Below are 17143 nucleotides of genomic sequence, written 5' to 3'. Positions count from 1 at the left end.
GTGTTAGCGGCGATATCTGTGGTGTTGGCCGTGGTACGGGTGTCAAGGTCTAGCTATTGGCGGTGTCGATAGCGTTCTGCTTAGCGGTATCAGTATATGATTTACTGTCAGCTGTGCTGTTTGCGATATCTTGAGATAAACCAGTTGCAACATCGTCTACGTGATTGCTCAAATCGTTAATAGAACTGGTGTTAGCGGCGATATCTGTGGTGTTGGCCGTGGTACGGGTGTCAAGGTCTGCGATGTCAGAAGCGTTATCGGCAATAGCGCTGGTGTTGGCTGAAATTGCTGCTGTGTTGGTTGCGACTTCCCCTTCCAGGGTTTGAGTGGCAGCTGTCACTGCATCATCAACATATTTCTCGGTTGCATTATCGTCAGGCCCAGCAAAAACAACACCCGGTAATAACGCGCATGAAACAACAATAGTAAGCGCACTACGTTTAAAATTCATAATTGATAATCTCCGTATATATATTATTGTGAAATAACAAGGCATGAGATAGGGTTACTCTAATGCTATACATCCTTGTTGATATGTTTATTAAGACTTCTGCACCTAATTCCATGCAGATTATAATTTTATGGGTTGTTAGTTCAATTGTATTATTTATTGAGGATATGATTATTTTTATTTTTTTGTTTTTAAAAACAATGGGTAGCGCATTTTTATTAAGAATTTCCTTGTTGTTTTTTTAGGATTTACGCCCAAAAACTAGATGCGGTTATATAAAACTCAAATAGTTATTGTTTTGATGAATTTATTTATTTCGTGAATTTTCTTTGCGCATTATATGTTGGTGGTGTATTTATTGTTGACTGTATAATAAGTTGGTCTGAATATGAATGTTATGTGTATATATTTGTCTTGATATATACAACTAGAAGGGAAGGTATGTGAGGTAATTGGATCTATATTAAAGGCTCTGGTATAAAACTGGATTGCACCCCAAAAGTTGGACGCTCCATTTTTTATGGCAAATCCAAAATATTCCCTCGGAACCAGAGAGGTTGTAGTCAGATGCTACCTCTCCGGTAATGATGGGACACGAAGAACCGCAGAATGCTTTGGAGTTAGAATAACGTCAGTTCCTCGCTTGGTCAGAGCCTTGCAATTACACGGTATTGACGGTGTTACCTAAAAACGACAATGATTCTCCTGAATTTCGGAAAACCGTTGTCCCGTACTGGGTTAATGTGTACAAATTCTAAGACCAGAAAGGACTTCTGAGTATAAAACGCGGCTGGGGCAAACCAATGTCAAAACAATCAATAACATCTCCACTTATCGATGCGGGATTGGAAAAGCTCTATCCCGAAGAATTACGGGCTGAACTCCGTTATTTGCAATATCCATTGCTACACCTACGAGCGGATGAGCTTTAAATTACAAAGCCTGAGCCCGGTAGGATACCGAACCCAGGCCCTGAAAGCTGCTGCCCCACTTTATGAGCGCAGACTATAACCCTGAACCTTTTGTTACGCTTCGTTTTCCGCCAGTTCACGCAGATACTGGAAGATCTGACGGGAAGATTTTGGCGGTTTGTTGCCCGCTTTTTCTTTCCTGGCGTTACGCACCAGCGAACGCAGTTGCTGACGGTCGGCGTCAGGCCACAGGTTCATCACTTCTTCGATGGCTTCATCGCTACCGTCAACCATACGGTCACGCAGTTGCTCCAGCTTATGGAAGACAACAACCTGTTGGTTATGACGGTTTTTCAGCTTGTCCAGCGCCTGACGGATAGGATCAACGTCGCGCTGGCGCAACATTTTGCCAATCAGCTGCAGCTGGCGGCGGCGTCCTTCCATCTTAATACGCTGGGCCAGCTCAATGGCGGCACGTAAATCCGCATCGAGCGGGATTTTATCCAGCGCGTTTTTCCCCAGTTCTACCAGTTCCACACCCAGGCGTTTTAGCTCCTCGGCGTCACGTTTAATTTCACTTTTACTGACCCAGATAATTTCATCGTCTTCGTCTTCGATGTCATCACCGGGAACGTCGTCGAGCCAGTCTTCGGGCTGCTTAGTCATGTCAGGCTCCTTAAAAAAAGAGGCTAATGTTACCAGTTAAGATGCGCACTGAAAAACGGTTCTCTGTTAGACTTCAGAGAAACTCTCTCTACATTATGGCATTTGCGATGAAAGTAATCTCACAAGTTGAAACGCAGCGTAAGATTCTGGAAGAAGCGGTCTCGACGGCACTGGAATTAGCGTCAGGTCAGTCGGATGGCGCGGAAGTCGCTGTAAGCAAGACCACGGGTATTAGCGTCAGCACCCGTTATGGTGAAGTGGAGAACGTAGAATTCAATAGCGATGGCGCGTTGGGGATTACGGTTTATCACCAGAACCGTAAGGGCAGCGCATCGTCCACTGATTTAAGCCCACAGGCGATAGCGCGCACCGTGCAGGCCGCGCTGGATATCGCCCGTTACACTTCACCTGATCCGTGCGCAGGCGTGGCTGATAAAGACCTGCTGGCCTTTGATGCACCCGATTTAGACCTGTTCCATCCGGCGGAAGTCACGCCTGATGAAGCTATCGAACTGGCGGCGCGCGCTGAACAGGCAGCGTTGCAGGCGGACAAACGCATCACCAATACCGAAGGCGGCAGCTTTAACAGCCACTATGGCATCAAAGTGTTTGGTAACAGCCATGGCATGTTGCAGGGCTACTGCTCTACGCGTCACTCTCTTTCCAGCTGCGTGATCGCGGAAGAAAATGGCGATATGGAACGCGATTATGCCTACACCATTGGCCGTGCGATGGGCGATCTGCAAACGCCGGAATGGGTGGGGGCCGACTGTGCGCGCCGCACGTTATCGCGCCTGTCGCCGCGTAAGCTCTCCACCATGAAAGCACCGGTTATTTTCGCCAATGAAGTGGCGACTGGGCTGTTTGGACACCTCGTCGGCGCCATTGCGGGTGGCTCGGTATATCGTAAATCGACCTTCCTGTTGGACTCGCTGGGCAAACAAATTTTGCCGGAATGGCTGACCATTGAAGAACATCCGCACCTGCGCAAAGGGCTGGCTTCTTCGCCGTTCGACAGCGAAGGCGTGCGTACGGAACGCCGTGACATTATTAAAGATGGCGTGCTGACCCAGTGGTTGCTGACCAACTACTCTGCGCGTAAGCTGGGGCTGAAGAGCACCGGCCATGCTGGCGGAATTCACAACTGGCGAATTCCGGGGCAGGGGCTAAGCTTCGAGCAGTTGCTCAAAGAGATGGGTACCGGCCTGGTGGTGACTGAGCTGATGGGGCAGGGCGTGAGCGGTATTACCGGAGATTACTCGCGCGGCGCGGCGGGCTTCTGGGTTGAAAATGGCGAAATTCAGTACCCGGTGAGCGAAATTACCATCGCCGGTAACTTAAAAGATATGTGGCGAAATATCGTCACCGTCGGTAATGATATTGAAACCCGCAGCAATATACAGTGTGGTTCGGTACTGTTACCGGAGATGAAGATCGCCGGGCAGTAATACCCGTCATACTTCAAGCTGCAGCTCGAATGATTTAGGGTATCCGGCGTTATTTTTTAATAATAAAAAGGAAGTGAGCAATGCGTAAACACCTGTTAGCGATCGTCGCGGCTTCAACGCTGGTTCTTGGTTCTTCTGCCTTTGCCGCCGATCTTGAAGACGACATGGGGATCCTCAACGACAACCTGAAGATCGTTGAAAAAACGGATAACGCGACCGAGCTAAAAGATGCGTTAACCAAAATGCGTACAGCTGCGCTGGATGCACAAAAAGGAACGCCTCCGAAGCTGGAAAGCAAATCCCCTGATAGCCCGGAGATGAAAGATTTTCGTCACGGTTTTGACACGCTGATCGGCCAGATCGACGGTGCGCTGAAACTGGCGAATGAAGGTAAAGTCTCAGAGGCGAAAGCCGCAGCGGAAGAGCTAAAAACCACCCGCAACGCTTACCATAAGAAGTATCGTTAATTTATGTATCCGGCCTGCGCAACCGTAGGCCGGATAAGACGCGACAGCGTCGCCCCCCGGCACCACTCTCACCCATAAGTAAACGTTATCCCCATCACATTATTTAACTTTTAACGCCAACCCGTTTTTCCTGCCGCTTGCGGTTTCCCTGCTATCTCGTGCGATCTCCATCACGTTATCCAAGGGGAAAATAACCAATCCCGCCCTTTTTGCGGCACAGATCACTATCGCTGCATCCCTTTCCACTTCGAAGTGGAAAACAACTCGCTACAAACTTTTAACCTCCACCACTACTTTACCCTCAGAGCCATTAGTGGGGTAAGACGAGTGAATAACGGAGCTGTAATGAATGACATGGGGGAATCGGTGGAACTGGCCGACCGCATGCTGGCGCAGGTGTATGCCTTGCTGCGTGAACGCCACATTATTCCCAACGCAGTACAGGAACAGATGCTGACATCGCACGTTCGCGCCATGGCGCACCGTTCGCTCACGGGTGAACCGCTACCTGAAGTCGATGCCAGCTTATTTGATGAAATATCTGCTGAATCAATGGCGCTTGCCCGCGACGTCGTCGCCGAGTTTGGCAATCTTCCTGAGGAAGAGGCCTGGCTGCTGTCGGTGCACTTCGAAGTCGCGAAAGACAACCTTTAAGGAGCAAAAGATGGAACAGATTACCGTAGTGATTGGCGATCGTCTGGGTAAAGGCCAGAAAGTGGCGGCAGGCGTTGAGAAAGCGGGTGGCCGTGCGGTTGTGGTACCGGGCGTTGCCGCTGATATGAAGCTGGGCGATGTGATGAAAGCGGAAAACGCCACCTTTGGCATCTCGTTCTGCGGCAGTGGCGGTGCGGGGGCTATCACTGCACAGACCAAATACGGCTACAAGGCGAAATATGGAATGCGCTCAGTTGAAGAGGGCGTGACCGCCATCAACGAAGGTTGCAACGTGTTGGGGTTCGGCTTTATGGACAAAGAAGAGCTCGGCGAGCGCCTGGTACAGGCGTGGCAAAAGAAATACGGCGCTTAAGTATGAAAGAGCAATTCACCACCACGGTGAGAGTCACTGGCAAGGGCGAAGCCAAAGCGCGCGCCTTTGCCGATGCCCTGAACCACGTTCAGGCGGCGGTGATGAAAGCGTCGCCGCATATCTTACTGCGTATTGAGCCACAGGATGTGCAGGTTGTTCAAGCGCGTGAATCGGTGCGCAAAGAGGCGTTTCTGTTCCTCTTTTTACGCCGGGAAAGACGCACCTTCAGCGTGGAGCTGGATGTGACTGTTAACGTGACTGCCATCAATCTCGACAAGGTGGATTTCGTTACGCAACGCTGATTCTTTATTAAAAGGCATAATTATGTTCCTGATAATATTAATAAAATCGCTCATTATCGGCGGCCTGGTTGGCGTTGGTGTCGGCGCTGGGGCTGCACGCATGTTTCATGCGCCTACCACTCAAGGGATGGGCGCGTTTCGTACTCTGGGAGAACTGAATTCCTGCGAAGGGGATCCGGCTTCTCACTTCTCGTTCGGCCTGGGCTTCTTCTTTAACGCCTGGGCTTCCTCCGTTGCGGCAGGGGCGTTCACGCAGGACGTCGACCATCGCATCATCCCCAACTGGGGCGCCGCCGCGCTGATGATTAAAAATCGTAACGTCGGTGAAACGCTGCACGATCCTAAGCGTATGGCGATTGCCTGCGGCGTTATCGGGATGATTGTCGTGACCTTCCTGAACCTCACTGCGTCATCGGTACCGGAAGCGTTGCAAGTTACTGCCGTCAAGGTGCTGGTGCCCGCGGCTAACCTGCTGGTTAACACCGTGATGCCGGTGATCTTCTGGCTGGCGGCGATTGATGCGGGTAAGAAATCCGGCTTCTGGGCCACCGTCTTTGGCGGCGCGGCGCAGCTGATTATGGGCAACGCCGTCCCGGGGCTGGTCCTTGGCATTCTGATCGGTAAAGGCGTTGAAGAGAGCGGCTGGAACCACGTCACGAAAGTGATGATGGTGGCTATCGTCGCGCTGTTCGTCCTGAGCGGCTTCTTCCGCGGCTTCGACATGAAGATGATCGAATCCTTCCATCTGACCGTGCCTAACTGGCTGGAACTGATCCACAACTCGCTCAGCGGCAAATAACGGAGGCCATCATGGAACAGAATAAAGGTTTTTGGTTTGCCGACTGGTCGTTCCCGATCTTCGTTGGCCTGCTCTCTTCCGGCGTCTTTGCCGGAACGCACATGTACTACCTGTATGGTATTGGCGCATTTAACGAAGTGGCGTTTGTGGCGATGCTTAAAGCGGGAATGGACACCGGCTCCTACGGCGCGGTAGCGGCTTTTGGCGCAAGTTTCCTGTTTGCCCGCATCATTGAAGGTTCGTTGGTGGGGATTTTGGACATTGGCGGGGCGATTCAGACCGGTGTTGGGCTAGGCGTTCCGGCGCTGTTATTGGGCGCGGGCATTATTTTCCCGGTCGCCAATTTTGCCGCCTCACTGGTCACCGGTCTGGTGATTGGTCTGGCGATTGGCTACATCATCATTCTGGCGCGTAAGTTCACCATCAACCAGAGCGACTCAACCTACGGTGCGGACGTCATGATGGGGGCCGGTAACGCCTCCGGCCGCTTCCTCGGACCGTTGATTATCCTCAGCGCCATGACGGCTTCTATTCCTATCGGGATCGGTTCTCTGGCGGGCGCGCTGCTGTTTTATCTGTGGCAAAAACCGATTACCGGCGGGGCGATCCTCGGCGCAATGATCCTCGGGTCCATCTTCCCGATTGCTATTAGCTAACTGTTGATTTGCAGGCCGGATAAGGCGGTTACGCCGCCATCCGGCAAAGGAGAGAGCGATGTTTGATTTACTCCTGCGCCGTGCGCGTCTGGTTGACGATACGCTGAGCGATATTGCGCTCAGGGACGGCAAAATCGCGGCGTTGGGCGACGTTGATGGCCCGGCGCTGAAAACTATCGAGCTGGGCGGTGAGTGCTACGTCAGCGCAGGCTGGATTGATTCCCACGTCCACTGTTATCCCAAATCCCCGATTTATCATGACCAACCCGACAGCGTCGGCATTGCCACCGGCGTCACTACGGTGGTGGATGCGGGCAGTACTGGCGCTGATGATATTGACGATTTTTACACGCTGACGCGCGATGCCGCCACCGAGGTGTATGCGCTGCTGAATATCTCCCGCGTTGGGCTTATTGCCCAAAACGAACTGGCTAACATGGCCAATATCGACGCCGATGCGGTGCAGCAGGCGGTGAAACGCCACCCCGATTTTATCGTCGGCCTGAAGGCGCGCATGAGCAGCAGCGTAGTCGGTGAAAACGGCATCACGCCGCTGGAGCGCGCCAAAGCGATGCAGGCGCAGAACGGCGACCTGCCGCTGATGGTGCATATCGGCAACAACCCGCCGGATCTGGATGAGATTGCCGAACGCCTGATGGCGGGCGACATCATCACCCACTGCTACAACGGCAAGCCAAACCGCATTCTGACACCGGAAGGTGAGCTGCGTGCATCGGTGACACGGGCGATTTCGCGCGGGGTTCGTCTGGACGTTGGGCACGGTACAGCCAGCCTCAGCTTTGCGGTGGCGAAACGCGCTATCGAACTGGGTATTCTGCCGCACACCATCAGTTCCGATATTTACTGTCGCAACCGCATCAGTGGCCCGGTGCATTCCTTGGCGAATGTGATGTCGAAGTTTCTCGCTATTGGCATGTCGCTACCGCAGGTCATTGAATGCGTAACCGCCAATGCCGCCGATGGTCTGCGTCTGATAAACAAGGGCCGACTGCAGGCGGGGCTGGATGCCGATCTGACCCTCTTTACGCTTAAGCGCCAGCCTGGCGTGCTGGTAGATGCCGAAAACGACAGCCTGCAGGCTGAACAACTGCTGGTGCCGCTTGCCGCAATACGTGCGGGCAAGGGCTATATGACCGAACAAGGGAGCGCGGAACATGCCTTCGATTTTTGAGAAGTACGATTTAAAACAGGTGATTAATACATCAGGCCGCATGACGGCGCTCGGCGTTTCCACGCCACGACCGGAAGTGATTCAGGCTGCAATGGCGGGGATGAATCAATACTTTGAGATGAAAGACCTGGTCAACAAAACCGGTGACTACATCGCGAAGTTACTGGATGTGGAAGGGGCAACCGTCGTTTCCTGTGCCTCGGCAGGGATTGCCCAGTCGGTGGCGGCGGTGCTGGTTAAAGACAGTGACTGGCTATTGGAAAACCTGCATGTGACGCCTGTCGATAACAACGAAATCGTACTGCCCAAAGGCCACAACGTTAACTTCGGCGCCCCGGTTGGCACGATGGTGGCGCTCGGTGGCGGCAAGTTAGTGGAAGCGGGCTATGCCAACGAATGTTCGGCGGCGCAGCTGGCTGCGGCTATTACACCGCGCACGGCGGCGATTCTGTATATCAAATCGCACCACTGTGTACAGAAAAGTATGCTTAGCGTGGAGCAGGCTGCGGTGGTTGCGCGTACGCATAATCTGCCGCTGATCGTGGATGCGGCGGCGGAAGAGGATTTGCAGTGCTACTACCGTGTCGGCGCGGACCTGGTCATTTACAGCGGTGCGAAGGCGATCGAAGGGCCAACCAGCGGTCTGGTGATTGGCAAAACGCAGTATGTTGAATGGGTCAAGCGCCAGACGGCGGGCATTGGCCGGGCAATGAAGGTCGGCAAAGAAGGCATCCTCGGTTTGACCTGCGCTATCGAACTGTACCTAAGCGCGCAGAAAGAGAGCGGTGCGGAGATGGTAGAAAAAATGACGCCGTTTATAGAGGCGTTGAATGCCCTGAATGGCGTGAGCGCTCGTGTTGTGTGGGACAGCGCAGGGCGTGACATCGCGCGCACGGAAATTAAGTTTGACGAAGCGGTAACCGGGATCGCCACCGGCGAACTGGTTGATGCGCTGAAGCAGGGGGAGTACGCGATTTACTTCCGTGGTTACAAAGCCAACGAAGGCATTATCGAGGCGGATGTGCGCAGCGTCGATCGTGCGCAGCTGGAGATTGTGGCCCGTCGAATTGGCGAAGTGATTTTGCAGGAGAAAAAAGCATGAAACTGACCCCTAACTTTTATCGCGATCGCGTCTGTCTGAATGTACTGGCCGGCTCCAAAGAAAATGCCCGGGATATTTACGCGGCGGCGGAAGGACACGTGCTGGTTGGCGTGTTGTCAAAAAATTACCCGGATGTCGCAAGTGCGGTAGCGGATATGCGTGAATACGCAGCCCTTATCGACAATGCGCTCTCCGTGGGGCTGGGGGCGGGCGATCCGAACCAGTCGGCGATGGTCAGCGAAATTTCCCGCCAGGTGCAGCCTCAGCATGTTAATCAGGTGTTTACCGGTGTGGCAACCAGCCGTGCGCTGCTGGGCCAGCAGGAGACAGTGGTCAACGGTCTGGTCTCGCCAACCGGCACGCCGGGCAGGGTGAAAATCTCCACGGGTCCATTGAGCAGCCAGACGCCGGACGGTATTGTGCCGGTAGAAACTGCGATTGCGTTGCTCAAAGACATGGGCGGTAGCTCAATTAAATACTTCCCGATGGGCGGCCTGAAGTGCCGTGACGAGTATATTGCGGTTGCGCAGGCCTGTGCCCGTTATGACTTCTGGCTGGAGCCAACCGGCGGGATCGATTTGGATAATTTCACTGAAATCCTGCAGATCGCCCTCGATGCCGGAGTGAGCAAAATCATTCCTCACATCTATAGTTCGATTATTGATAAGGTGAGTGGTAACACCCGCCCGGACGACGTACGTCAACTGCTGGCGATGACCCGGGCCTGCGTAGGCTAACTGAAAGATGAGGAAACTGACGTGCGATTCCCCAACCAACGTTTAGCGCAGCTGTTTGGCATGCTGCAAAACGAAGCGCTTCCACAGGACGAGCTGGCGCAGCGGTTGTCGGTTTCTACACGCACCGTACGTGCGGATATTACCGCGCTAAACGCGCTGCTTACTCAGTATGGTGCGCAGTTTGTTCTCAGCAGGGGCAGCGGTTATCAGCTCAAAATTGACGACCCGGCAAGCTTTCACACCCTGCAAACGCAGCAGCCCAATACGTTGCTGCGTATCCCGCGGACCAGCCAGGAACGGATACACTGGCTGGTGGTGCGTTTTCTGACGTCGGCCTTTTCACTGAAGCTTGAAGATTTAGCTGATGAATGGTTTATCAGTCGTGCGACGCTGCAAAACGATATGGCTGAAGTCCGTGAACATCTGCAACGTTATCATCTGACGCTGGAAACGCGTCCCCGTCACGGCATGAAGCTGTTCGGCAGCGAGATGGCGATCCGCGCCTGTTTGACCGATCTGCTATGGACGCTGGCGCAGCAGGATCCGCAGCATCCGTTAGTGACGCAAGAGGCGCTTAATGCCGGGATACCTGAGCAACTACAGCCGGTTTTAGAGGATATTTTTGCCCGTTTTCATATTCGTCTGACCGATGAGGGCGAGCTGTTTCTGCGCTTGTACTGTGCGGTGGCTATCCGGCGGATTAGCGAAGGGTATCCACTGCCTGAGTTTGCCGCTGAAGAAACTGAACAGGCGGTGTGCCTGGCGGCAAGAGAGATAGCGGGGATTTTGCACCAACTGGCAGACAAGCCGCTTTCCGTGTATGAAGAAAACTGGCTTCAGGTACACATTGCCGCCCGTCAGGTACAGGGGATTGCGCCCAGCGCCATTAATGCCGATGATGACGAAGCGCTGGTCAATTACATCCTGCGTTTTATCAACAGTCAGTACAACTACAACCTGTTGAATGATAAACAGTTACATGCTGACCTGCTGACACATATTAGGACGATGATCACCCGGGTGCGTTACCAGATAATGATCCCCAATCCGTTGCTGGAAAATATTAAACAGCACTACCCGATGGCATGGGATATGACGCTGGCCGCCGTCTCGGGATGGGGAAAATATACGCCGTACAGCATCAGTGAAAATGAAATTGGCTTCCTCGTGCTGCATATCGGCGTTGGGCTTGAGCGTAGTTACAACATCGGTTACCAGCGTCAACCGCGTGTGCTGTTGGTCTGTGATGCGGGAAATGCGATGGTGCGGATGATTGAAGCGGTGCTGGCGCGTAAGTATCCACAGATAGAAATCGTCGATACCGTAACGCTGCGCGACTACGAACAGCGGGAGTGCATCAGCGAAGATTTTGTCATCTCTACCGCGCGGATCGGTGAAAAAGATAAGCCTGTAGTGATGATTGCGCCGTTTCCTACCGATTATCAACTGGAGCAAATCGGCAAACTGGTGCTGGTGGACCGAACCCGTCCGTGGATGCTGAACAAGTTTTTCGACGCTGCCCACTTTCGTGTTATCGACGGCACCATGGATCAGCAAACGCTGTTCAAAACGTTATGCCACCAGTTGCAGGATGAAGGTTTTGTCGACGCGGAGTTTCTTGATTCGGTTGTTGAACGCGAGGCCATTGTCAGCACCATGTTGGGCGACAGCATTGCCCTGCCGCATGCGCTCGGCTTGCTGGCAAAGAAAACGGTGGTCTACACCATCCTCGCCCCGCAGGGTATTGCCTGGGGCGATGAAACGGCACACGTGATTTTCTTGCTCGCCATTAGTAAAAGCGAATATGAAGAGGCGATGGCCATTTACGATATTTTCGTCACCTTCCTGCGCGAGCGCGCGATGACCAGACTCTGCGCGTGTCGGAATTTCACTGAGTTCAAAGCGGTTGCGATGGAGTGCGTGAGTCGTTTTTGAGAGGCGTTTTCCAGAATTCGATGTAATGTGAATGTAATGCTAAACTGCATTACACATTCGATTCTACTGGAGGCATAATGGCCACGCTGAACGTCCGTCTGGATGAAAAACTCAAAAATGAGGCTTATGCCGTGCTGGAAAAACTGAACATTACGCCAACGGAAGCCGTGCGATTACTGTTTCAGTACGTCGCGGAAACGGGGCGAATGCCAGTGAAAACCGTTACCGTTAGCGACAGTGAAGATGCACTGATTCAGACAGTCCGGGAGAGGCTGGCCAGCCCGCAAAAGGGAATCAAGGTTAGTCTGGATGACTTATGAACTGGAATTCGACCCGAGAGCCTTAAAAGAGTGGCATAAACTGGGTGATACGGTGAAGGCTCAGTTTAAGAAGAAGTTGGCCGACGTGTTGTTGAACCCCAGAATTGACTCTGCCCGTTTAAACGCTCTTCCAGATTGCTATAAAATTAAGCTCAAGTCGTCCGGCTATCGTCTGGTGTACCAGGTTCGGGATGAGGTTGTGATCGTGTTTGTTGTCGCGGTCGGCAAGCGAGAACATTCAGCCGTTTATCACGATGCAAACAAACGGCTTTAGCGATTAACGCAAATGATGTACAACCTGGTTGCTGCTGCCGCGCCAGATTAGCGCCGGGTCTTTAAGATCCTGCACAAATTTGCCATCGACCAGCACGTTGATGAGATCCACCACCTGCATTTGCGCGGCGTTGAGTTCATCAAGCTTGTAACCGGTCCACACCCAGATATCTTTTCCCGGACACTCAGCGCGAATACGCTGTACCAATTGCAGGATATCCGGCACGTTTTGCGGATGCAGCGGATCGCCGCCGGACAGCGAAATACCCTGGCGAGGGATCCGCGTGTCGTTCAGATCGGCAACGATCTTGTCTTCCATCTCTTTGGTAAATGGCAGACCGGAGTTTAACCGCCATGTGCTTTTGTTATAGCAACCGGGGCATTCGTGCACGCACCCTGAAACAAACAGGGTGCAGCGGGTTCCTGGGCCGTTAACGATATCGACGGGATAATATTGATGAAACCTCATTTTTGCTTCTCATCCGCTTATCAATTCGCGCCATAGCTGCGTTAGCTGCATTCGTGTGCCCGAGTCACTTACTTATGTAAGCTCCCCGGGACCCACTCATTTGCTGCCTTGCTATGACGTGAATTGCGTTGCGGAAAAAATGGCCCGAAAAGCATCGCATTGCCGGGCAATAATACTGTCGAAATTAACCTATCTGCCCATTACCTAAATGCTTAACGCGGCGCTTCACTTCTTCCTGCTTACCGGCGTTAAACGGACGGGCGTCCGGGCTGCCTAAGTAACCGCATACGCGACGGGTGACCGATACGCGCGCGGCGTCGTGGTTACCACATTTCGGGCAGGTGAAGCCTTTGCTGGTGCATTCGAACTCACCGGTAAAGCCACATTCGTAGCACTCATCGATTGGCGTGTTGGTCCCGTAATACGGCACGTGCTGGTAGCTGTAATCCCACACGTCTTCCAGCGCTTTCAGGTTGTGCTGAATATTCGGGTACTCGCCGTAGCAAATGAAGCCTCCGCTTGCCAGCGGCGGGTACGGCGCTTCGAAATCGATTTTGTCGTACGGGTTTACCTTCTTCTCTACATCAAGGTGGAAGCTGTTGGTGTAGTAACCTTTGTCGGTTACGCCTGGCACCACACCAAATTCGGCGGTATCGAGACGACAGAAACGGTCACACAGGTTTTCACTGGGTGTGCTGTACAGGCTGAAACCGTAGCCGGTCTCGTCTTTCCACTGATCAACAGCCTGACGCAGACGTTCGACAATGGCGATACCTTTGGCGCGCAGCTCTTCGCTGTCGTACAGGTGCTTATCACCAAACAGCGCGTTGATGGTCTCGTGAATGCCGATGTAACCCAGAGAGATGGATGCGCGGCCATTTTTAAAGATTTCAGACACATCATCGTCCGCTTTCAGGCGAACACCGCAGGCACCTTCCATATACAGGATTGGCGCAACGCGTGCTTTCACACCTTCCAGACGTGCGATACGGGTCATCAGCGCTTTACGTGCCAGAATCAGACGGTCGTCGAGCAGTTTCCAGAAGGTGGCTTCGTCACCATGGGCTTCCAGCGCGATGCGTGGCAGGTTCAGGCTAATAACGCCAAGGTTGTTACGTCCGTCGTGAACCTGTTCGCCGTTCTCGTTTTCCCACACGCCGAGGAAGCTACGGCAGCCCATTGGGGTTTTGAACGAACCGGTGACTTTCACTACCTGATCGTAGTTCAGGATATCCGGGTACATACGCTTGCTTGCGCATTCCAGCGCCAGCTGTTTAATGTCGTAGTTTGGATCGCCAAACTTGTGGTTCAGACCGTCACGAATCGCGAATACCAGTTTCGGGAAGACGGCTGTTTTACGGTTTTTACCCAGTCCCGCGATGCGGTTACGCAGAATGGATTGCTGGATCAAACGGGATTCCCAGCTGGTCCCCAGGCCAAAACCAAAGGTGACGAATGGCGTCTGACCATTAGCGGTATGCAGGGTATTCACTTCATACTCAAGGGACTGGAATGCGTCGTAGCACTCTTTCTCGGTACGGGAATGTGCATAACCGTCAGCGTCCGGGATCTGCCACTCTTCAGCGGTTTTACGGTGTTTATTAAAGCTCTCGGTCACGAAGGGCGCGAGGACTTCATCAATACGGTTAATGGTGGTGCCGCCATAAATATGGCTGGCAACCTGCGCAATGATTTGTGCTGTGACGGCGGTTGCGGTCGAGATGGATTTTGGCGGCTCAATCTCCGCGTTACCCATCTTAAAGCCCTGTGTCAGCATACCTTTCAGGTCGATCAGCATGCAGTTAAACATCGGGAAGAACGGCGAGTAGTCGAGGTCGTGATAGTGAATATCACCACGCTCGTGTGCCTGGACGACATCACGCGGCAGCAGGTGTTGGCGTGCATAATGTTTGGCGACGATACCCGCCAGCAGGTCACGCTGGGTCGGGATCACTTTGCTGTCTTTGTTGGCATTTTCATTCAGCAGAGCAGAGTTGGTTTGCTCAACCAGACCACGAATTTCCTGGTTCAGACGGCCACGTTTTTCACGCTGTATATCACGGTCGTGGCGATATTCGATGTACGCACGGGCGAGTTGTTTGTACGGACCAGACATCAGTTGGTTTTCTACCGCGGTCTGGATCTCGTTGATATCGACCTGGCTGCGCTCATTCATCTGACTGCTAACGACTTCTGCGACGGTGGCACAGTAATCTGCGTCATCGACTCCCGCTGCTTTAGCTGCACGCAGAATGGCTTCTTTGATGCGCTCTGATTTAAACGGCACTTTACAGCCATCTCGTTTCATCACATGCGGTGTCATGATCACTCCATATTTATAAGAACAGGTTATCCACAGAGGTTGGGGAAGCGGCCATGGGTTTATTCATCTATCAGGCCAATGACTTCCCGCAATCCCGACCCACTTTATCCACAATTCCACCGCTAACCGGGGAAATGTCGTTGTAGCAATTGTAGTCGATTAATACAACATATTGGGTCGGCGTGCATTTTAAGTTCTATATGTAGTGATTTGCATCAAGGATGTTTACGATTTATTTGATGTAGCGCAAAGTAAAAACTGGAGCGTACAGATGACGGGCACTGTAGCCGATTGTAAATTGTGGCAAGAAAAATCTGATTAATTATTCAACAAAAACAGGAAGGTAAGGCAGACATCTTCGGTGAAGCCCGGTCGCGCCATACGTACCGGGCTCAAAGCCAATTGCAAGCTATTTTTGCAGCCACCAGATGGCTTCAAAAGGACGTAATGTCATATCGCCTGGCTGGCTGGCGACCTCAGCGTAGTTGTGCATCATCACCTGCCAGTTTCCCTGGGTGTTGGCGGGTTGCCAGGGCTGGAAGGTGTCGCTCAGGTTGGCAATGACCAGAAGCCGTTGCCCTTGCCACTCGCGCTGATAACACCACATGTGCGGGCTGTCAGGTAGCAGATCCTGGTAATCACCCCAGGTGAGAATCGGCTCCGCTTTACGCAAGGCGATCAGCTTCTGATAGGTATAGAACACCGAGTCGTCATCATTCAGCGCCGCTGCGACATTGATATCCGCTGCGTTGTTGCACAGATTGATCCATGGCTCACCCTGCGTGAAGCCTGCGTGTTTGCTGGCATCCCATTGCATCGGCGTGCGGCTGTTATCACGGGATTTACTGGCCAGAATCGCCAGTAATTCGTCGGCATCGCGTCCCTGCGCATTCAGCTCAGCGAACATGTTATGGCTTTCTACGTCGCGATAATCGGTTATCTGGCGGAAGTGTGGGTTGGTCATGCCAATCTCTTCCCCCTGATAGATATAAGGCGTGCCCTGCATACCGTGCAGCACCATGGCCAGCATTTTAGCGGCAGGAACGCGGTATTTCTCTTCATCGCCGAAACGCGAAACGATACGTGGCTGATCGTGATTACACCAGAACAGCGCGTTCCAGGCGATGTTGTGCATGCCTTGCTGCCAGTGGCGGAACAGGGTTTTTAGCGCCACATAGTCGGGTTTTGCTAACGTCCATTTCTCTCCATTGGGGTAATCCACTTTCAGATGGTGGAAGTTAAAGGTCATCGACAGCTCACTACCATCCTGGGCGGCATATTGCTGGCAATGTTCCAGCGTAGTGGATGACATTTCTCCCACCGTCATCAGATTGCGTGGAGTAAAGACATCGCGGTTCATCTCACGCAAAAATTCATGTGCGCGTGGACCGTCGGTATAAAAACGGCGGCCATCACCGTCTGGATCGTTCGGGAAGTCCTGATCTTTAGAGATAAGATTCACCACGTCGAGACGCAGACCGTCCACGCCGCGATCGGCCCAGAACTCGCACACTTTTTTCAGTTCAGCGCGAACCGCCGGGTTTTCCCAGTTCAGATCGGCCTGCTCCGGGGCAAAGAGGTGCAGGTAATACTGCTCGCTTTCGGCGTGCCAGCTCCAGGCGCTGCCGCCAAATTTGGAGCGCCAGTTGTTCGGGCTGGCCTCTGACGTGCCATCGCGCCAGAAATAAAACTGACGATACGGGCTGTTTTTATCCAGAGCTTCACGAAACCAGGCATGCTGGGTTGAGGTATGGTTAAACACCATATCGAGAATAATGCGGATGCCACGTGCCTTCGCCTGCGCGACCAGTTCGTCAAAGTCTGCAAGCGTACCGTAGGCCGGATCGACGGACATATAGTTAGCGACGTCATAGCCGTTATCAACTTGCGGTGAAATGTAGAATGGCGTCAGCCAGATAGCATCGACCCCCAGTTTTTGCAGGTAGTCGAGACGCTGTGTTACACCGCGCAAATCACCGGTACCGCTACCGGTGGTGTCCTGAAAACTCTTGGGATAAATTTGATAGATAACGCCGTTTTGCCACCAGTGTGGAATATTCATTGC

General features: G+C 52.8%; 19 protein-coding genes. 14 read left to right on the top strand and 5 right to left on the bottom strand.

Features of this window, described 5'->3' with window-relative positions; all coding sequences use genetic code 11:
- Window positions 1-49: 49 nt before the first annotated feature.
- Window positions 50-451: a hypothetical protein gene (locus tag FDX19_RS19215; protein WP_137383958.1), complete on the bottom strand. Its 402-nt coding sequence runs from the start codon at window positions 449-451 to the stop codon at window positions 50-52.
- 837 nt (window positions 452-1288) lie between these two features.
- Here FDX19_RS19215 and FDX19_RS25715 point away from each other — a divergent pair.
- Window positions 1289-1462: an IS3 family transposase gene (locus FDX19_RS25715; RefSeq protein ID WP_368666078.1), complete on the top strand. Its 174-nt coding sequence runs from the start codon at window positions 1289-1291 to the stop codon at window positions 1460-1462.
- A gap of 14 nt (window positions 1463-1476) precedes the next feature.
- Here the strand turns inward: FDX19_RS25715 and yjgA are convergent, their stop codons facing one another.
- The gene (gene yjgA / locus FDX19_RS19210) at window positions 1477-2028 is read right to left on the bottom strand and encodes a ribosome biogenesis factor YjgA (RefSeq protein ID WP_137383957.1); all 552 of its coding nucleotides are present in this window, start codon (window positions 2026-2028) and stop codon (window positions 1477-1479) included.
- Between the two features lie 95 nt (window positions 2029-2123).
- On the opposite strand from yjgA, the gene pmbA reads away from it, so the two are divergent.
- The 13 genes from pmbA to FDX19_RS19145 all read left to right on the top strand — a co-directional run bounded on the left by pmbA (window position 2124) and on the right by FDX19_RS19145 (window position 12287).
- Entirely contained in the window at window positions 2124-3476 is a 1353-nt protein-coding gene (gene pmbA, locus FDX19_RS19205; RefSeq protein WP_137383956.1) for a metalloprotease PmbA, read from the top strand.
- Between the two features lie 80 nt (window positions 3477-3556).
- Window positions 3557-3943, top strand: coding sequence for a cytochrome b562 (gene cybC, locus FDX19_RS19200; protein ID WP_005134218.1), 387 nt, complete (start codon window positions 3557-3559; stop codon window positions 3941-3943).
- A gap of 345 nt (window positions 3944-4288) precedes the next feature.
- Entirely contained in the window at window positions 4289-4597 is a 309-nt protein-coding gene (locus FDX19_RS19195; RefSeq protein WP_137383955.1) for a glycine dehydrogenase, read from the top strand.
- A 10-nt stretch (window positions 4598-4607) separates the two neighbouring features.
- Window positions 4608-4970, top strand: coding sequence for an SFCGS family glycine-rich protein (locus FDX19_RS19190; protein ID WP_137383954.1), 363 nt, complete (start codon window positions 4608-4610; stop codon window positions 4968-4970).
- A 2-nt stretch (window positions 4971-4972) separates the two neighbouring features.
- Window positions 4973-5272, top strand: coding sequence for a DUF4312 family protein (locus tag FDX19_RS19185; protein WP_016151468.1), 300 nt, complete (start codon window positions 4973-4975; stop codon window positions 5270-5272).
- A gap of 22 nt (window positions 5273-5294) precedes the next feature.
- Entirely contained in the window at window positions 5295-6071 is a 777-nt protein-coding gene (locus tag FDX19_RS19180) for a DUF4311 domain-containing protein (protein ID WP_043018215.1), read from the top strand.
- An 11-nt stretch (window positions 6072-6082) separates the two neighbouring features.
- A complete protein-coding gene (locus tag FDX19_RS19175; protein WP_003830379.1) occupies window positions 6083-6727 on the top strand; it encodes a DUF4310 family protein in 645 nt (214 codons plus the stop codon).
- Between the two features lie 58 nt (window positions 6728-6785).
- The gene (locus FDX19_RS19170) at window positions 6786-7919 is read left to right on the top strand and encodes an amidohydrolase/deacetylase family metallohydrolase (RefSeq protein WP_137383953.1); all 1134 of its coding nucleotides are present in this window, start codon (window positions 6786-6788) and stop codon (window positions 7917-7919) included.
- Window positions 7903-9021, top strand: coding sequence for a DgaE family pyridoxal phosphate-dependent ammonia lyase (locus FDX19_RS19165; RefSeq protein ID WP_137383952.1), 1119 nt, complete (start codon window positions 7903-7905; stop codon window positions 9019-9021). The genes FDX19_RS19170 and FDX19_RS19165 overlap by 17 nt, the downstream gene beginning before the upstream one ends.
- The gene (locus tag FDX19_RS19160; RefSeq protein WP_137383951.1) at window positions 9018-9758 is read left to right on the top strand and encodes a KDGP aldolase family protein; all 741 of its coding nucleotides are present in this window, start codon (window positions 9018-9020) and stop codon (window positions 9756-9758) included. The genes FDX19_RS19165 and FDX19_RS19160 overlap by 4 nt, the downstream gene beginning before the upstream one ends.
- Before the next feature lie 21 nt (window positions 9759-9779).
- Complete coding sequence (locus tag FDX19_RS19155) at window positions 9780-11693, top strand: BglG family transcription antiterminator (protein WP_137383950.1); 1914 nt, start codon at window positions 9780-9782, stop codon at window positions 11691-11693.
- A gap of 77 nt (window positions 11694-11770) precedes the next feature.
- Entirely contained in the window at window positions 11771-12013 is a 243-nt protein-coding gene (locus FDX19_RS19150; RefSeq protein ID WP_137383949.1) for a type II toxin-antitoxin system RelB/DinJ family antitoxin, read from the top strand.
- Window positions 12003-12287, top strand: coding sequence for a type II toxin-antitoxin system RelE/ParE family toxin (locus FDX19_RS19145; RefSeq protein WP_137383948.1), 285 nt, complete (start codon window positions 12003-12005; stop codon window positions 12285-12287). The genes FDX19_RS19150 and FDX19_RS19145 overlap by 11 nt, the downstream gene beginning before the upstream one ends.
- A 3-nt stretch (window positions 12288-12290) precedes the next feature.
- On the opposite strand, the gene nrdG is transcribed toward FDX19_RS19145, so the two are convergent.
- From nrdG to treC, 3 genes are all read right to left on the bottom strand, one after another.
- Window positions 12291-12755, bottom strand: a complete 465-nt coding sequence (gene nrdG, locus FDX19_RS19140; RefSeq protein WP_137383947.1) for an anaerobic ribonucleoside-triphosphate reductase-activating protein — start codon at window positions 12753-12755, stop codon at window positions 12291-12293.
- 184 nt (window positions 12756-12939) lie between these two features.
- Window positions 12940-15078 (bottom strand): anaerobic ribonucleoside-triphosphate reductase, encoded by a 2139-nt coding sequence (gene nrdD / locus FDX19_RS19135; protein WP_137383946.1) that lies wholly within the window; start codon window positions 15076-15078, stop codon window positions 12940-12942.
- A 409-nt stretch (window positions 15079-15487) separates the two neighbouring features.
- Complete coding sequence (treC, locus tag FDX19_RS19130) at window positions 15488-17140, bottom strand: alpha,alpha-phosphotrehalase (RefSeq protein ID WP_137383945.1); 1653 nt, start codon at window positions 17138-17140, stop codon at window positions 15488-15490.
- Window positions 17141-17143: the final 3 nt, after the last annotated feature.

The sequence above is a fragment of the Citrobacter sp. wls619 genome (assembly GCF_005281345.1).
Taxonomy (GTDB): Bacteria; Pseudomonadota; Gammaproteobacteria; order Enterobacterales; family Enterobacteriaceae; genus Citrobacter.
Note: the sequence above shows the minus strand (reverse complement) of the source record. Positions and strands in the feature narration are given on the sequence as shown.

What these genes read in the sequence shown, in the direction of transcription:
- FDX19_RS19190 (WP_137383954.1), top strand. Translation starts at nt 4,608, where the DNA reads ATGGAACAGATTACCGTAGTGATTGGCGATCGTCTGGGTAAAGGCCAG.
- FDX19_RS19175 (WP_003830379.1), top strand. Translation starts at nt 6,083, where the DNA reads ATGGAACAGAATAAAGGTTTTTGGTTTGCCGACTGGTCGTTCCCGATC.
- treC (WP_137383945.1), bottom strand. Translation starts at nt 17,140, where the DNA reads ATGAATATTCCACACTGGTGGCAAAACGGCGTTATCTATCAAATTTAT.
- FDX19_RS19215 (WP_137383958.1), bottom strand. Translation starts at nt 451, where the DNA reads ATGAATTTTAAACGTAGTGCGCTTACTATTGTTGTTTCATGCGCGTTA.
- FDX19_RS19170 (WP_137383953.1), top strand. Translation starts at nt 6,786, where the DNA reads ATGTTTGATTTACTCCTGCGCCGTGCGCGTCTGGTTGACGATACGCTG.
- FDX19_RS19195 (WP_137383955.1), top strand. Translation starts at nt 4,289, where the DNA reads ATGAATGACATGGGGGAATCGGTGGAACTGGCCGACCGCATGCTGGCG.
- nrdG (WP_137383947.1), bottom strand. Translation starts at nt 12,755, where the DNA reads ATGAGGTTTCATCAATATTATCCCGTCGATATCGTTAACGGCCCAGGA.
- nrdD (WP_137383946.1), bottom strand. Translation starts at nt 15,078, where the DNA reads ATGACACCGCATGTGATGAAACGAGATGGCTGTAAAGTGCCGTTTAAA.
- FDX19_RS19180 (WP_043018215.1), top strand. Translation starts at nt 5,295, where the DNA reads ATGTTCCTGATAATATTAATAAAATCGCTCATTATCGGCGGCCTGGTT.
- FDX19_RS19160 (WP_137383951.1), top strand. Translation starts at nt 9,018, where the DNA reads ATGAAACTGACCCCTAACTTTTATCGCGATCGCGTCTGTCTGAATGTA.
- FDX19_RS19185 (WP_016151468.1), top strand. Translation starts at nt 4,973, where the DNA reads ATGAAAGAGCAATTCACCACCACGGTGAGAGTCACTGGCAAGGGCGAA.
- yjgA (WP_137383957.1), bottom strand. Translation starts at nt 2,028, where the DNA reads ATGACTAAGCAGCCCGAAGACTGGCTCGACGACGTTCCCGGTGATGAC.
- FDX19_RS19165 (WP_137383952.1), top strand. Translation starts at nt 7,903, where the DNA reads ATGCCTTCGATTTTTGAGAAGTACGATTTAAAACAGGTGATTAATACA.
- FDX19_RS25715 (WP_368666078.1), top strand. Translation starts at nt 1,289, where the DNA reads ATGCGGGATTGGAAAAGCTCTATCCCGAAGAATTACGGGCTGAACTCC.
- FDX19_RS19145 (WP_137383948.1), top strand. Translation starts at nt 12,003, where the DNA reads ATGACTTATGAACTGGAATTCGACCCGAGAGCCTTAAAAGAGTGGCAT.
- FDX19_RS19150 (WP_137383949.1), top strand. Translation starts at nt 11,771, where the DNA reads ATGGCCACGCTGAACGTCCGTCTGGATGAAAAACTCAAAAATGAGGCT.
- cybC (WP_005134218.1), top strand. Translation starts at nt 3,557, where the DNA reads ATGCGTAAACACCTGTTAGCGATCGTCGCGGCTTCAACGCTGGTTCTT.
- pmbA (WP_137383956.1), top strand. Translation starts at nt 2,124, where the DNA reads ATGGCATTTGCGATGAAAGTAATCTCACAAGTTGAAACGCAGCGTAAG.